A 14,738-nucleotide genomic window follows, 5' to 3' on the forward strand; every position below is an offset into this window, starting at 1 on the left:
TTTAAATTAGGATTTCATTTTGCTAGGGGCGCGAGTCGTACGTTTGGCATTCATTTTCGCACGGATTTCGTCTGCAATAGATACAAAATCCTCTATGCTCTTCAGCCTGTTTATGTCCAATCCTTTCACCACTTCTCGAAAAACTGGATTGGACATCACTTCAAGGATGTCTGCGGGTTCGGGTTTGCTTTCACATGTACACTGAACATCATACGGACATACTGGCTTGTCTTGGCATGAACACCCGCCTCCCGGCTTGAGTTCACACCCACATTCATTATGTCCATATTGGGCGAGGACCTTGGCTAGAGCCACGATACCAAGGGGGTCAACGGCGCGAACCGGTTTATCAGGCATGGTTACCCCTTTCTAATTGGGAAATTTTCAAATCCAGCGATGTCTCGCATAATCCCCTGATGATTTTTTCCATGCGTTTTTTTAAGGTAAGAGGAATCAATTTCAATCAAATATTAGGATTTTTTCTTCTCCGTGGAGCGAGTCGGAAGCCTGGACGAATTCATTTTTGTACGGATTTCGTCCACAATAGACAGGAAATCTTCTATGCTCTGGAGTTTCCTGATATCCATTCCTGCCACAACTTCACGAAAAACTGGATTGGATACCACCTCAAGAATATCTGTTTTGACCGGCTTCAATTGACAGGAACAGCCAGGTCCCGGCTTATCTTCGCATGAACAGCCAGGAGGTTTGTCCTGACAGGAACAGCCGGGTCCCGGCTTGCCTTCACATGAACAGTATAGGGGCCCATGATTTACGAGGACGTCAGCGAGGGCAATAATACCGAGGGGATCAATGGCACGAACCGGTTTATCAGACATACTTACCCCCTATTGAAAATCGATGGAACTCCTGTTTCAGGTTAATAGCTATTGCTCATTATCCATGTGGTAATTTTTCAATGCGCCATTGTAAAGAACGGTCATAATTTGTCAATTTAAATAGTGCTCCTCCTTTCTCAGATTTCCCAAGTACTTCTAGATAGAGAATCAACAGAAAGATACCCGTATTGGGGACACTATTTTCGTGATTAGTAAGATTTTTCTTTGCAGGGTCTTCGTATCATCAAATCAGTTGTTGAAGATTCTCGACAGAACAACCAAGACACCGCATTCTCCTTTGGTAGCGAGAAAATTTTCATTGATTTATTTGAAACAGTATTGAACGTAAAACGCAGGATTCATAGGTATGCTCCGAAAAAGTCCGAGTTCTCGGAATCATATTGACAGCATCTGGTACATAATGATATTTATTTTCAATATCAAAAAATATCATACATTCATCCTAAATTAATAAAAACTATCTTTTACCATTAGATCTTAAATAAGAGGATTCTGTTATTTAAATATCACCAAGGCAGACAATCCCTCATTCATTGAAGGAATTAGAGGCTAGAAGCCCATGAGGCTAGAGCCCAAAGGTCCATATACCTTTGGGCTCTGCTTGTTTTTAGGCATTGGGCCTTGAGTGATAAGTGGGGAGAACGACAGTCAGCCGCGATGCTTTTCCTCCGTTCATCCCAGGGAAGAAGCATTGGGCAAAATCCCTATAGCCCTCTTCCTAATGGTTAAAGCATGAAAGTCAGAGCATGCTTAAAGCCACTTGGGTTGCTGAGAAGCCGTTTTCCAATCAAATTCGGCAACCTGCCAAGCACCATTCCTATAAGCGCTTCAGATCCTCTCAGGCGCTTGCAGGTTCTTTTATTTTGCACGCCCTGTTCTTATCGATGTGTTATTCTGTGGCCTTTCAAGCCAGCGAACCTAAAAGGGAAATTGAACTTTCCACCTTTCGTTGGAATGTTTCACTGACCACCGCTCCCATCCCGGAGCCTGTGACATCCGATACCCCGTCTCCCTTGCTTTCTGCGCCACCTCAAGAAACCGTCGTAGCCCATTCTGAATCCTCTCACCACTTGACGCGTAACGCGTCAAGCAAACACTCACGCTCAACATTAGAAGGCGGTCGGAAGAAGCTTTCGACAGATTTATCCGTCCAATCCAAAACGATCGCCTTCCCCTTAACCGAATTCCCTGTCAAACAATCTCTGAATACCGAAAAACAGGCCCGACCACCATCAAAAACCACCACCGCACACTCTCAACCATCGACTCAAGAGCAGATCAACACGGTGCCTTTTACCCATGGCAAAACCGCAAAATTACCGCCACCGGTTAAAAGAGTCGTAGACCGGGCTGAGCGAGTGATGCAACCGAGTGCCCAGAGAGAACCGAAAATTATTCATCGGACACGGGTATTTCACCCACCGATTCAGAGACGGGAGACACGCCCCGATTATGGGTGGTTAATCAGAGATCTGAGGAAAACGTTAGAACGATTAAAGTTCTACCCCGAAATTGCACGGTTAAATAAATGGGAGGGAAAAGTCCTGGTCCAGATGAAAGTCCTTGAAGGTGGTCATCTGATCGACATGGAAATCCAGGAAAGTTCGGGATTTGAGGTGCTCGACCAAACCGCTTTGACGATCGTACGTCAGGCATCCCCGCTGGATTTGGGTCACCCTCTTCCGTCAAACAGTGTCAGTTTATCCGTACCTCTGACTTTTCAATTGGATTGACGAGTCTTTTTTAGCGATCCGGGGTGAATGTATCCATCGAGGCCTTTCATCATCAAATGGCACCGACTGGTGAGCAAGCAAAGGCAACAAAACAAAGGGATACCTTCAACCTCGAGGATTGGACATCAGTGTCAATAAAATTCATTAAAAATATTGGTCGGGCATGTCCGGTTTTTCCACGTTCATACGTCTAATCCTAGTATGACGATATCTTCATTATTAAATAAATATCCTCAGTTGCGGTGTTGGGCATGATTGACGCGTTTTCCTTTCATGGACGAGTCGAACACGACATGGTCAGATTCGACCGATCCAAGTCCTATATGTCATCTCGTCTTCTCTGCCAAAGAGTTCATGCAGTCCCATCACGGGATTCCCGCAAAAGGCCCTACCTAGCGTAACACAAACCCATTTCCCATAAACCCAACGAGGTACCACCGCGAAGGTCACGAACCTTAGGAAGTCAGGAAAAACACTCATGGACATTTTGCATCAACTGATTGATTACGGAATTATTGGGCTTTTGATCGCCTTAAGTTTTTGGGCTGTCGCTGTTGCCATTGAACGCTGGTTGTTTTACCGGCAGGTCGATCCCCGAAAATATCCTGACCAACAAACGTTTGAGGTAGCTCTGACTAAACGGTTGGTGATCATCGGAACCGTCGCAGCCAATGCTCCGTATATCGGCTTATTGGGAACTGTGTTGGGTATCATGCTGACCTTTCATAACATGGGAACCTCCGGCACGATGGCCGTCAGTACAATCATGGTCGGATTGAGTCTGGCATTGAAAGCGACGGCCATCGGATTGCTGGTCGCCATTCCCTGCGTAGTTCTGAACAATGTGCTACGCCGCCGAGTGGCCGAATTACTCTCTTTGTACAAAGTGCAACATGGAGCGTGAACTCAATCAAATCAACGTCATCCCCCTGGTGGATGTGATGTTAGTGCTATTGGTCATCGTGATGACCACTGCGACGTTTATTACAACTGGTCAAATCCCTGTAGACCTTGCCAAAGCCAAAGAAGCCGGAACCAAAAAAGATACGCCTTTGGTTGTGACTCTGACAGCAGAGGGAGAGATTTTTCTGAATGACCGGCCGATGACCCGCCCGGACCTGCTCCTTGCGCTCCAATCTCACTCCAAGGACTCTCTCATACTCGTGCGTGCCGATCGAGTCATTATCTTAGAGCGGTTCGTCGAGGTCGTGGACGAGGTGAAAGGATTAGGATTTGAGCATATTAGCCTTGAGGTCATTCGATCATGACCCTCGCCACGTTAGAAGCTTTAAGTGTGGCTCCGGACCATTGCCGGGTTCAAGCCTGGGCAGGGTCCACCTTTGTTCACATATTATTTGTCAGTCTCGCCATTCTCCTCATTACAGACCTGCAACCGACGTCGCAATCAGAACCGTTGAAATTGGACATGGCCTTCATCAAACCGGCTCCTCCCAAAATCCACAACCAACCGGAACCCCAGGAACTGCCCAAACCGACGCCCGTTCACCAACAAGTCGTACCGGAGAAAGTGCCTCTCCCAACACCCGTCCAGCAACCGATGATGAAAAGAGAGCCCGTCATCGAAGAACACAAACCCCTGCCTACCAAGAAAACCCAGGAGGTCCTCCATACCGACACCGTTCCAATGCCCAGACAGGAACAAACTCCAGAACCGGTGCAAGCCAAGCCGATCCTGGAATCGACGCCGATTGAACAGGAGGTCGTCTCGGAGCCTGCCAAACACATTCTTTCGCCATCCACCCATTCAAAATCAGTTGAACAGGTGAAACCGGTCATGCAACGAGAGACCAGTCTCACTCAGCAGGCGGAGCCCTCTCCTCAAGCACTCCCTACCCCCGTAGCCGAGGTCAGGGAAAGGGTTGATTCTCCCATGCAGACCACCCTGGTCGCCGAACGGGTGACCGAATCCGTACCCACGACGCGCCCTGAGGCTTCAGTGCAATCCCAGGCAATTCAGACGAAAGCGGAAGTAGTCGAACCGACCGTGCCGATAGCCCAAGAAAAGAAGATTGCTCGTGAACGCCCAGCACCACAGATTCATCAGCGAACCGCTGCGGTGGAACGCCCCATCCAGTCGTATCCTGAGGCCCAGGCAGATTATGGGTGGTTAGCACAAACTATCTGGCATCAAATTGAGAAATACAAAAGCTATCCGAAGAAAGCGCGTCAGAAGGAATGGGAAGGAAAAGTCGTGCTGGAAGCCGTCATTCGCCAGGACGGCACAATTTTACATCTCCGGGTGGCAGAAACGTCAGGACATGAAATTCTTGATAAGGATGCCTTGAGCCTGCTGTGGAAACTTTCTCCTTTGACACTTGATCATGCATTAGGGCACCCGCAATTAACCATTTTAGTGCCTCTGACCTATAAACTCGATGGATAGCAACAAAAGGAATCCAATGCATCCCTGATATCCGACATACCAAGACAACCATTCATCCCACAACCAAAGAATTTAACCTAAAGGAGTATGCGATGTGTAACAAAAAAATGAATCGAAGGTTGACCAACCCATACGTTGTTCTGTTGTTCGGAACCTTTTTATGTGTTGCGGCACCGGTAGCATGGTCCGCCTCCGAGTCCGGAGAATCCTTCAGGGCCGTGGCAACTGATACAGAAGGTCTTCAGACGGAGATGGACAACATTATCTTTTATTATGAAGAAAAAGTCAGTGAAACGTCCTTTATTCCGCACGAACTTCGGGAATTACCGGTCAAGCGAGGCACGTCGACGGTAAAAATCAAGTTTTTCTCCATAAAGGAAATCGATCTTAAAGCCTCTAATAAGGAAGCGCCGCCGGTTGCGAACGTCACCCTGAAGGATGGGAAGACAGGGGAATTCCAGCTGGCAATTGCCGGAAGCTTTAAGGGTCAGTCTGCGTTTGGAGAAGTCGAGTTGCCTGCAACCCAGCTTTCACGAGTCGTGTTCAAATAACCAAGACCACTATTTTCAATCTGAACGGGAGACAATGGAAAATTCAGTTTTCCTTTCTGCAATAAACCACGAAAGTTCTAACGAAAGAGAAAAATGGGAAAGGATCTCTTCGAGATTCAAACATATCCTCCTTTCCATTTTTGGAATGAATTAAAAGTAGCAGGCCTGTTCATTATCATCGAAATGGACAATACACCTCAGAATCTCCTGGATGAATTGTGAGGGGAAGTCGGGTGTCACAAAAGGGTATTCACATGGATGGTGAACGCCACATAATTGGACCTCTCCAACAAATGAGGGTAGTGATCGGACGCGGAAGGCAATACCTATGATGACTAGCCACAATTCCCAAAATCCCGGTCCACATCGGCCACCGGAACAGATGGCAAAGGATATCCGCTGTAAATGCGGGAAGCTGGTTGCACGCTGGGAACACTCCGGGATTTCAATCAAATGTGCGCGATGTCAGCGATTGGTGTCGATTCCCTTCCAGGACATTAAAGGCCGGAGACCTGACGCCATACCGGATGGAGCCAGATGAGCACTCATAAAACCCAAACGGCCTAAGCCCAGGCCAAGAAGAAATTTTGACCAATCCGAATTCCACGATGGCGTTCGCCATCGTGGGTTCTTTAACAAATGATCAGACAATAACGGGTAGCTCAAAAAATACTCATGCTCTGGACGGCGGATCGTCTGATAGCAGGCACTCCCACACCGAACCAGAACAAGGACAAGCGACACCTAGGCTTATGCAAATTAAGCCTCTAGTTTACGCCCTACGGCGATCAGCCGCTGGGCCTGGGGGCCGTACTCCTCTCCATCGAAATTCCCATAGAGAGTCACGTCGGTGAATCCGACCTGCTGCATTCGATCCCGCAATTCTTGTCCGGAATAGATTGTATGGTGAAATGTAAAGCGTTTCACCGCGTCTTGCCGGATGAGAAACCCTTCGTTTCGAATACGGGTCCACTCATCAAAAACCTCGTGTCGTTGAACCAATGTCGTACCGTCCGGCAACCTCTCGGACGTCGCGGGCTAAAGAATTCTGGCGAGGACTTCTTAACTCATGACGTCAATCAGACAAATGCCGTTGTATCGAAGCGACCTGAACATGTTTTCCAAAACGGCGAGATCGTTTGCCTTGTTGTCAAAATACCCGAAAGAGGTAAACATATTGAGCACGAGAGCAAACGCACCCGGACGCACGAATTTGCGCATGTCCTCCTGGATCCAGTTAATGTTGACCTGAGCAGCGTCGGCTCGTTCCTGTGCCTTGTTCAAGAGAAACTTCGTTCGATCGACGCCTGTCATGGAAAATTCTCTTTTTGCCAGTGCGATGGTGCATCTGCCGGGGCCGCAAGACAGGTCAAGCGCGGTTGTTCCAGCTGGCTTGGTGAGGGCCAATACCTTGTCGACTTGCTTCTCCGCTTCAGGGAATCGCTTGTTCGAAAACATAAAGGGGTAGAATTCTTGCCAGAACGAGTCGTCGTCGAACCATTCTTTTTCATACGGAGTCTTCATCTACTTCCGCTGTCAAAGGATTCTAGAATTCGACGCGCCGAGTGCGTGGAGCGATCACAAATGACTGGCGACTCAATCATTCATGGAGAATGTCGTACGAATCGAGTGAGCTTGCTGTCAAAAGCAAAGATTGACCTAAACGCATCATGTCTGTGCGGTATTGGGTTGGCCGAATTTGACAAGGACGTGCCAAAGCCGTTTGAGATCCTGTAGGACACACTCAAATGGCCCTCTATCGTGCCAATGTTCGGGATGACGCTGGAGGTCTGCCGCAGCCTCTCCGATCATCGCCACATCAAGAAAGGAGCCGGACGCGACGCGGCGCGCTAATGAGGGCATCGTAGGACCTCGAAAGTCGACAGGAACTTCCTCGACCTTGAGCACGAAACCACAATGCCAGAATAATTCAATGCCATAAACTTCGCATATTTTCTCCAATATCTTACCTGTCTTTGTCCGTTTGAACGAGGGATCTGCCACAAGTATCTCGACATCGTCTGACAACCCAATGGGACCGTGGATTTGGACCTCAATGAAATAGTCGAGATTACGCGCCGCCTCTTGTGTCGAAGGGTCCTGAAATGGCTTAGTCAAATTGTCTCTCAAATGGTCAATTAACTGCCTGGTACGAATATTGGGGACCCCAAGTGCAAATTCCCGGTAGAACGATTCGGTTAATACTGCAGCTATCACACCATCCAGGGTGTCCAGGGTCCCTTTTTCGGGGGGATTCAATTGAGATCCCGTAGAGCTAAACGTACAACGATGTAAGACATGGGGTTTAAGAAGAAAGTAACACGACCCGAACCGAGGCGACGGGCCGTCAGGCAGCAACATCAGATTCAACGCCCCGTACTTGGGACGATCTGAGGGTGTGACATGAGCTGTCAAATACGCTTCTCCGAACATTCCGTTCTCCCAGAGATCCCGATATCCTCCCTTGTCCAGCGACAACGCTCCGTTTGAAAGAAATGTTTCAAACTGATTTTTATAGAGTCCATCGAGAAGAAACGATTCGGCGACGCTGGTCAAGGGCGGGGATAAGCGATCTGGATGAAAATGTAATGCCACTCGTGCACGGCTTTGAATGCTCGACAGAGCCTGGGTAAAATCCTCCTGAGCGATGTTAGACATCTCCAGAATATGGGCAATCGTCTCTTGTGCCGATTCCCTTCGTGATGCGCTATATTGCCTGACAAGCTCAAGCGCCGCTTTCTGACAGTCCTTAAGAGTCATGGTGCCTCTTCATGATCTGTCTGATATTTCAAACAATTTACTGCAAAAATATTTATCAAAACCCTCGACGTCATCAATAACCACTGAATATTTTGGCTTCAAGTCCCTTATGCATTTTCACATCGTGGACTGTCCTCTTACCGGTATTAATGGTTCAATGGCCGGTTAGGGTTTCTTCAATGTTCGCACTACATCTACTGCCTCCAAGGCTGTGGCCAATGATCGTTCCAATGTGAACATCTCATCCAGCCCAGGAATCTATTGTGCGAGAATGTGGCTGAGACTCATGACAGCCGCCTCGATCGCGACCGACACTCAAAATCGTGTCTCTTGACGACTTCGGTGCCACCCTAGCCCGCCTTTACGATTGAGTAACACAGGCAGTCGCGCGGTATGTTGCTGACGTTCGGATGGATCAGCCATCGCCGGAGCACTCCCTCACGCTCCATGCCCACGCGCTCCAGGAGCCGAGCAGATGCGACGTTGTCAACGTCGCAGGTTGCCCACACCCGATAAATTGTTGGTTGTGTCAAGGCCCACCGGATAACCGGCTTCAGCGCTTCGGACATAAGACCTTGCCGCCACCAGCGTTGGGCGAGGGCATAACCCAAATGAACGGCACTGGCGGCCATGTGGATTGAGAGGATTCCCGCCAATGCTTCGTCATCTTTAGTCCAGAGCGTCCACGTAAATTCGGACCCTTCAGCCCACGTTCGCTCGCATCGACGCAAAAAATCGGTGGTCTCATCGATATGTCGGTGCGGTTCCCACGTCATATACATGGAAACGGCCGGAACGCTCGCGTAGTCCGCAAACACGACCTGCGCGTCCTCAACCGCAGCCGGCTTGACCAAGAGTCGTGAGGTTTTCCACGTACGTTCCGGTGTTGTCATCTACAATTTCTCTCAGGCTGAAGAAAAAATTCAGCTGCTGCGAGGGCTGGTCCGACGGCCTTCATGCTAGTCCTTTTCGTCAGTCCCATGTGCATCGTTTCCATGACATTATTTCTACCTCTTCGATCAACCACCAAGTAACACAATTTTCATAGCCGGTTATTAAGCTGTATGTGCTGCTTTCACTAAAGAAAAGTGCAAACGCACATAGTCAGCCACCCAATTGCCTCTTTCGTTGCAAAACGTACTGCGTAAGAGTTTCACGACTTCTGCAATGAACTCTTCCCTAGATGCGACGGGTAAAGCCAAGACATAAGGTAGCGCGAAAGTTTCGAGCCAAGAGGCCATATCTCCTGGTAATGGAGTCGGCCCTTGAAACAGACTGATACTGTTCACCACAAAGGCAAATGAATCCAGCAGTTTATGATATTACTGGGCACTCGGAAAGAACCATGGGCTGTTCATCACGACCCCCGTAAAGCAAGCGCCGATTCGATCGCATTAACAATCGTGGCAACATTACCTTGCCCACCAAACTCGCCCACAAAGCGCCCAGAGGTTTTAAGAGCACGCCAGACGCTGGCGATCGGGCAGCGGCAACCATTTTAGCACTTGCGTCTATTCCAATCACGTCTCATCCCGTTTCAGCGAGCTTTTTTGAAAGGGCGCCACCACCACATCCAAGATCGAGAATTCCTTCTTGTGCTGTGGTACCAGTTGGTCAACGACAGGTGCTCCGAGATTGGAAACAAAGCGAGCGTTCTCACTATATCGTTCAGGGTTCCAATTCTGTGTAGGCAGTGAATTCAAGCTGAACCCTCCTGAAAAGACCATCGAAGGTGTATCGGAGTGAGGAACGTATGCAGAACAGGTTTTCATCGCCCGTATAGGCACGGAACAATGTCTCATAGTTCTGTCGTCATTGAATTGGACCCTGGGAGTGAATCCGTAGCGCAGGATCCGCTAACCATTCAATTTCGTAGTTAAGTGAAGCAATGGCACCTGAAAAATTGACCACGCATGACCAGAGGCCAGCATTCAGCCCCAATCCAACCATGGAGGGTGAACAGACGTTTTCTATAGGAGGATAAACAGGAATCCTCGGCCTCGAGTTCCATGATGTTCATGCCAACTTAGTTAAAATTTCATCGATCTGCCGGTGAACGCGAGGATTCCCCAAAAGTCCATCATGATCGCTTTCAATGATCTCAGTATGAACCAATCCTGTTGTATACGAAGTCCAATCGATCGGCGGAATTCCGGCTTCACGTTCCAAGGTTTTCGTTGCCCACCATACATGTATCGGTGCATGAATCGGCCGATACCGATAGGTTTTCATCAATCGCGCCTCATCTTTCAATAACGCATATCGACTTTTGATCACCTCAAGCGGGACATCCGCGTCAAAATACCTTTGTGCTTGAGCCCAAAGAATCATGGCGTTGATCTGTTCCTCCGGTTGCAAGGTCAAAAGGCGGTCTTGAAGGGCTTGTCGTTCATTGTCAGGCAAAGCCCTTAACTCTTCCCGCGATTCGGGCTCAAGAAATCCTGCGAGTTCTTCAAGCAGGCTAGGCCTCGAGGTTTCATACAAGACTGAGCGCGTTTGCGTGTCTAAAAAACCCAAGAAGGCCACAGACTGCCCCAACGCTTCCAATTCATGGGCAATCGCGAGCCCGATCACGCCCCCTAAAGACCATCCGAGGACCTGATAAGGGCCTTCCGGCTGATGCTGATGGATTGCATGTGCATAGTCCTTGGCCAGCGCTTGAATCGAGATGGCTTTCGGGGAAAGCGTAAAAACATTGTGCAACTCGACACCATAGACCGGTTGCCCGACACTGAGTGACCGGGCAAGGGGTTGATAGGCAAAAACATGATTTCCCGTCGAATCGATGCAATACAGAGGACGACGCGATCCCTCCGCCTTGAGCGCAATTAATGGTGAGGAGGGAACCCGTAATGCGTTTATGACGACATCAGCCAGACTCGCGACCGTCGGCGACTGAAACACCGTCATTAATGAGAGTTCACTTCCGATCGCCTTTTGTATACGATGAAGCAACTGCACTGCGAGCAACGAATGCCCGCCCATGTCGAAGAAATTTTCATAGATGCCGATCCGCTCCCGTTTCAAGAGTTCAGCCCAAATCTCAGCCAGCAACGTTTCAATCGGATTTCTTGGAGCCACATACTCCGCCGTGAGCCGTTCTCCATCAAAAGCGAGTAACGCTTTTCGATCCACCTTTCCGTTCGGCGTTAAGGGGAAGGAATCAAGAAACACCACCGTTCTGGGCACCATATAATCCGGCAGCCGGTCCTTCAGATAGTCCCGTATGATGCTGAACGTGAGAGCAGACTCTCCTGAGGCAACCACATACGCCATCAGGGATTTTTCATTAGATGCGTCTTCCCGCACCATTACTACTCCCTCACGCACTCCAGGAGCTTGGCCGAGGTGGGCTTCAATCTCTCCCAATTCAATCCGGAATCCGCGAAGCTTGATCTGTTGGTCTCGACGCCCTAAAAATTCAATGGTGTCATCAGGTGTCAATCGGGCCAGGTCTCCGGTCCGATACCATCGGGCCCCCGGTTCGGCCGAATAAGGATGAGGAAGAAATCGTTCGGCGGTCTGAGCCGGTTGATGGAGATATCCCCAGGCCACCCCCATCCCGGCAATGTACAACTCTCCGGGAACACCCACTGCGACAGGTTCGAGTCGCTCATCCATGATGAAGGCTTGGGTGTTCCCCAGCGGGCGCCCAATGGGGACAGTGGAACTCCAGCGAAACCCTTCATTCGAGCCAGGGCTGAGAGGAAAAAGGAGGGACCCGATCGTGGTTTCAGTCGGGCCATAGTGATTGACCACCGAACACCCGTTCGAACGGGCGATGACCCAGTTGGCCAGTTCAACCGACAAAACCTCTCCACCGAAAATTAGATATTTTTTCGGCATAAACGTGACACCGTCCGTTGAACGAAGAAGCGCCTGAAAATGCGAGGGTACTACCTTCAGGACATCGATCTGATGAGAGGTGAAATAGTCGGCCAGCATGTTCCCGTTCATTGCGGTTTCATACGGAATAATGTGAAGAGTCCCTCCCGACGTTAAGGAAGGAAAGACGACGGTATTTCCTAAATCGGCACTGAGCGTCGACACGGTGGCAAACCCCCAGCCCGCCTCCATCGAAAGGATTTGACTGACACTCGATGTGTAGTTCACGATGTTATGGTGCGTGACGGCCACCCCTTTGGGCGCCCCTGTCGATCCGGAGGTATAAATCACATATGCCAAAGCGTGAGGGGAAACTAAGCGGCCCAAATTCTCGGGCAATTCGTTATCGAGGAGAGACCGATCACGGTCCAAACACAAAATCGTTCCATTGAAACCCAGTTCTTGCGACAGAAGAGCCTGTTGGGTCACCAACCAGGAAACATCAATCTGTTTCAAAAGAGAATGAAGCCGCGCCACCGGCGCGCCAGGATCGAGGGGGACATAGGACGCTCCCGCTTTCAGAATGCCCAATAGCCCGACGACCATCTCAACAGAACGTTCCACCCATAACCCCACAAGCGTGAGAGGTCCGACGCCATGACGACGCAGATACCGGGCGACTCTGTTGGCCCTTCCATTCAGTTCGGCATAGGTCAAGGACTCATCCTGACAGACCACAGCAACCCGGGTCGGATCCTTCGCGCACTGGGCTTCAAACAACTCGTGCAAACATACCTGAGAAGGGCCCGACCATGAAGTTTCATTGAAATCAACGAGCACTCGTCGACGTGCAGACTCACTTAGGATGGATAACGTGTTCAGTCGGGCATCCGGCTGACCGAAGACCGAGGCCAGCAATACTTCAAACTGCTCGGACAGGCATTGGACAGCCAGACGAGAAAAACGGTCAGGATCATAGGTGAACGTCATGCGCAGGGATCCTGACCCATGGGTACAGGACAGTTTCATTTTGAATCGATCAAAACATGCCCCGTGCCGATGCAGCAGAAATGTGACACCCCCGGCGATGGATGCATCCGGGCATGGTTCATAACTGAATCCGAACAGATTTTCTTCCAGGGTTTCCATGATTTCGTCATCATCATCCCAAACAAAATGCTCTTGCCAGGACTTGCCTTCGTTGACCAAGTCATCCACCTGAGACACCACCTCATGCCATCGGCTATCGGGACTGACTCGATAACGGACCGGCAGCCACTTGGCGAACAACCCCATGCTCTCCTCCAGCTCTTCATAGGGCCTTCCCTCACAGAGCGTCGCGACCACCAACTCCTGTTTGCCAGTCAACTTCCACAAGAGCGCATACCAGGCCCCCAGCAACATGGATGCAATCGGACTCTGAGACTGCAGGGCCATGCTTGTCAGGATTTCTACAACTGAAGGATCCAGATCTCTGCAATGTTCCTGCCGGCGCGGTTGTGTGTGGTTCGTTTCAGGGCGTTCAAACGGAAGGACGAGTGGAGGAGAGGAACGAAAGTCTTGACCATGCCAATAGGTCTGGCCTGCTTTTACATCTTTGTCTGTCAGCAACTCATTTTGCCATTCAGAGAATTGCACGTACTGGACCGGGTCGCTGGAACATTCCCTGCCTTCACAACCAGCCTGATAGGTCGATGAAAGCTGCCGGATGAGATTTCTAATGGTCCAAGCATCCGCGCATAACGCAGGCAGACGAATGAGCAATGCATGCTTCCGGAGCGAGAACTTCGCCAAACGGAGACATAAATGAGGGAGAGTCTCGAAGTCGAACGGCCAGATCTGCTGTTCATCGATCAGGCGCCGGAGTTCCTGTTCGTGTTGCTCGACGGCCAGGTGGCTTAAATCCAGATGGTGCCATGACAGCTCACACGAATCATGAATGACTTGAAACGGCACTTTTACTCCAGATTCACGATGAAAGGTCGTCCTGAAAATCTCATACTGGCCCACCACGGATTGCATCGCTGCTTCCAATGTTGCGACATTGAGTGGACCCTCCAACACTACCGAACAGTGGGCCTCTCGGGGTCGATGATCTCCTTGGAGCATCCAAAGATGTTTTTGCTGGGGAGAAAGCCGGATTCCTTGAAGATTCTGTTGCATCACCATGCCCCTTTTATACGTCGATCATCTGCCTTGCCTCTTGATACACCATGTCCCCCATTGCACGACGATCTTGCCTGGCCAATCATAGGGATCTCGGGTGTGGGCGACCAACATGTTGTCCAATAATAGGAGTTCGCCTGTTTGCCATGCTAAGAGGAGCGCCATTCGCTCGTAGATTTCACCGATTTTCTTGCCAACCGCATCGTCGATTGGCGAACCATCCCCGAAATAGGCATTCCGAGAAAATCGTCCCATCCCCCAACAAAGGGACGTAATTGGAAACCCATGGAACAAGATGCCGGCAGGTTATTACAAATGTGCCATCAAGCATCGCTTGGCCTGGGTATGATACCCCTCACGATGTTGTTGAGATCCGCATAGCCGCTTTTGGTTGAGAGACAGCCGAATCCTTTGCACGTAGATCTCCTGTGCCATACGT

Annotated in this window: 16 protein-coding genes; 6 read left to right on the forward strand and 10 right to left on the reverse strand. The window is 49.8% G+C overall.

The window, feature by feature from the left end; genetic code table 11:
- Positions 1–6: 6 nt before the first annotated feature.
- The gene (locus ACWHYD_RS19110; protein WP_447963599.1) at positions 7–357 is read right to left on the reverse strand and encodes a hypothetical protein; all 351 of its coding nucleotides are present in this window, start codon (positions 355–357) and stop codon (positions 7–9) included.
- A gap of 113 nt (positions 358–470) precedes the next feature.
- On the reverse strand, positions 471–839 hold the full coding sequence (locus ACWHYD_RS19115) for a hypothetical protein (RefSeq protein WP_447963600.1): 369 nt from the start codon (positions 837–839) through the stop codon (positions 471–473).
- 767 nt (positions 840–1,606) lie between these two features.
- On the opposite strand from ACWHYD_RS19115, the gene ACWHYD_RS19120 reads away from it, so the two are divergent.
- From ACWHYD_RS19120 to ACWHYD_RS19145, 6 genes are all read left to right on the forward strand, one after another.
- Positions 1,607–2,593: an energy transducer TonB gene (locus ACWHYD_RS19120; RefSeq protein WP_447963601.1), complete on the forward strand. Its 987-nt coding sequence runs from the start codon at positions 1,607–1,609 to the stop codon at positions 2,591–2,593.
- Positions 2,594–3,071: 478 nt separating this feature from the next.
- Entirely contained in the window at positions 3,072–3,497 is a 426-nt protein-coding gene (gene exbB / locus ACWHYD_RS19125) for a TonB-system energizer ExbB (RefSeq protein WP_447963602.1), read from the forward strand.
- Positions 3,487–3,861 (forward strand): ExbD/TolR family protein, encoded by a 375-nt coding sequence (locus ACWHYD_RS19130; protein ID WP_447963603.1) that lies wholly within the window; start codon positions 3,487–3,489, stop codon positions 3,859–3,861. Before exbB ends, ACWHYD_RS19130 begins: the two co-directional genes overlap by 11 nt.
- On the forward strand, positions 3,858–4,997 hold the full coding sequence (locus tag ACWHYD_RS19135) for a TonB family protein (protein WP_447963604.1): 1,140 nt from the start codon (positions 3,858–3,860) through the stop codon (positions 4,995–4,997). Before ACWHYD_RS19130 ends, ACWHYD_RS19135 begins: the two co-directional genes overlap by 4 nt.
- Positions 4,998–5,089: 92 nt before the next feature.
- Positions 5,090–5,548 carry a hypothetical protein gene (locus ACWHYD_RS19140; protein ID WP_447963605.1) on the forward strand — a complete coding sequence of 153 codons (459 nt, stop codon included), beginning with the start codon at positions 5,090–5,092 and terminating at the stop codon, positions 5,546–5,548.
- Between the two features lie 328 nt (positions 5,549–5,876).
- On the forward strand, positions 5,877–6,089 hold the full coding sequence (locus ACWHYD_RS19145; protein WP_447963606.1) for a hypothetical protein: 213 nt from the start codon (positions 5,877–5,879) through the stop codon (positions 6,087–6,089).
- 218 nt (positions 6,090–6,307) lie between these two features.
- On the opposite strand, the gene ACWHYD_RS19150 is transcribed toward ACWHYD_RS19145, so the two are convergent.
- The 8 genes from ACWHYD_RS19150 to ACWHYD_RS19185 form a co-directional block, all read right to left on the reverse strand.
- Positions 6,308–6,550, reverse strand: coding sequence for a hypothetical protein (locus ACWHYD_RS19150; protein ID WP_447963607.1), 243 nt, complete (start codon positions 6,548–6,550; stop codon positions 6,308–6,310).
- A gap of 60 nt (positions 6,551–6,610) precedes the next feature.
- Positions 6,611–7,072, reverse strand: coding sequence for a class I SAM-dependent methyltransferase (locus ACWHYD_RS19155; protein WP_447963608.1), 462 nt, complete (start codon positions 7,070–7,072; stop codon positions 6,611–6,613).
- 144 nt (positions 7,073–7,216) lie between these two features.
- Complete coding sequence (locus ACWHYD_RS19160) at positions 7,217–8,308, reverse strand: DUF3626 domain-containing protein (RefSeq protein WP_447963609.1); 1,092 nt, start codon at positions 8,306–8,308, stop codon at positions 7,217–7,219.
- Between the two features lie 350 nt (positions 8,309–8,658).
- Positions 8,659–9,201 (reverse strand): GNAT family N-acetyltransferase, encoded by a 543-nt coding sequence (locus ACWHYD_RS19165; RefSeq protein ID WP_447963610.1) that lies wholly within the window; start codon positions 9,199–9,201, stop codon positions 8,659–8,661.
- 627 nt (positions 9,202–9,828) lie between these two features.
- Positions 9,829–10,011: a hypothetical protein gene (locus ACWHYD_RS19170; RefSeq protein ID WP_447963611.1), complete on the reverse strand. Its 183-nt coding sequence runs from the start codon at positions 10,009–10,011 to the stop codon at positions 9,829–9,831.
- A gap of 313 nt (positions 10,012–10,324) precedes the next feature.
- On the reverse strand, positions 10,325–14,296 hold the full coding sequence (locus ACWHYD_RS19175) for a non-ribosomal peptide synthetase (protein WP_447963612.1): 3,972 nt from the start codon (positions 14,294–14,296) through the stop codon (positions 10,325–10,327).
- A gap of 24 nt (positions 14,297–14,320) precedes the next feature.
- Entirely contained in the window at positions 14,321–14,554 is a 234-nt protein-coding gene (locus ACWHYD_RS19180; RefSeq protein ID WP_447963613.1) for a TauD/TfdA family dioxygenase, read from the reverse strand.
- A gap of 54 nt (positions 14,555–14,608) precedes the next feature.
- Entirely contained in the window at positions 14,609–14,734 is a 126-nt protein-coding gene (locus tag ACWHYD_RS19185) for a hypothetical protein (RefSeq protein ID WP_447963614.1), read from the reverse strand.
- Positions 14,735–14,738 lie beyond the last annotated feature (4 nt).

The sequence above is a fragment of the Nitrospira sp. Ecomares 2.1 genome (genome assembly GCF_965152585.1).

Excerpts from the sequence above, each read along its gene's own strand:
- ACWHYD_RS19110 (WP_447963599.1), bottom strand. The coding sequence starts at position 357 with ATGCCTGATAAACCGGTTCGCGCCGTTGACCCCCTTGGTATCGTGGCT.
- ACWHYD_RS19115 (WP_447963600.1), bottom strand. The coding sequence starts at position 839 with ATGTCTGATAAACCGGTTCGTGCCATTGATCCCCTCGGTATTATTGCC.
- ACWHYD_RS19120 (WP_447963601.1), top strand. The coding sequence starts at position 1,607 with ATGCTTAAAGCCACTTGGGTTGCTGAGAAGCCGTTTTCCAATCAAATT.
- exbB (WP_447963602.1), top strand. The coding sequence starts at position 3,072 with ATGGACATTTTGCATCAACTGATTGATTACGGAATTATTGGGCTTTTG.
- ACWHYD_RS19130 (WP_447963603.1), top strand. The coding sequence starts at position 3,487 with ATGGAGCGTGAACTCAATCAAATCAACGTCATCCCCCTGGTGGATGTG.
- ACWHYD_RS19135 (WP_447963604.1), top strand. The coding sequence starts at position 3,858 with ATGACCCTCGCCACGTTAGAAGCTTTAAGTGTGGCTCCGGACCATTGC.
- ACWHYD_RS19140 (WP_447963605.1), top strand. The coding sequence starts at position 5,090 with ATGTGTAACAAAAAAATGAATCGAAGGTTGACCAACCCATACGTTGTT.
- ACWHYD_RS19145 (WP_447963606.1), top strand. The coding sequence starts at position 5,877 with ATGATGACTAGCCACAATTCCCAAAATCCCGGTCCACATCGGCCACCG.
- ACWHYD_RS19155 (WP_447963608.1), bottom strand. The coding sequence starts at position 7,072 with ATGAAGACTCCGTATGAAAAAGAATGGTTCGACGACGACTCGTTCTGG.
- ACWHYD_RS19160 (WP_447963609.1), bottom strand. The coding sequence starts at position 8,308 with ATGACTCTTAAGGACTGTCAGAAAGCGGCGCTTGAGCTTGTCAGGCAA.
- ACWHYD_RS19165 (WP_447963610.1), bottom strand. The coding sequence starts at position 9,201 with ATGACAACACCGGAACGTACGTGGAAAACCTCACGACTCTTGGTCAAG.
- ACWHYD_RS19175 (WP_447963612.1), bottom strand. The coding sequence starts at position 14,296 with ATGCAACAGAATCTTCAAGGAATCCGGCTTTCTCCCCAGCAAAAACAT.
- ACWHYD_RS19180 (WP_447963613.1), bottom strand. The coding sequence starts at position 14,554 with ATGGGACGATTTTCTCGGAATGCCTATTTCGGGGATGGTTCGCCAATC.
- ACWHYD_RS19185 (WP_447963614.1), bottom strand. The coding sequence starts at position 14,734 with ATGGCACAGGAGATCTACGTGCAAAGGATTCGGCTGTCTCTCAACCAA.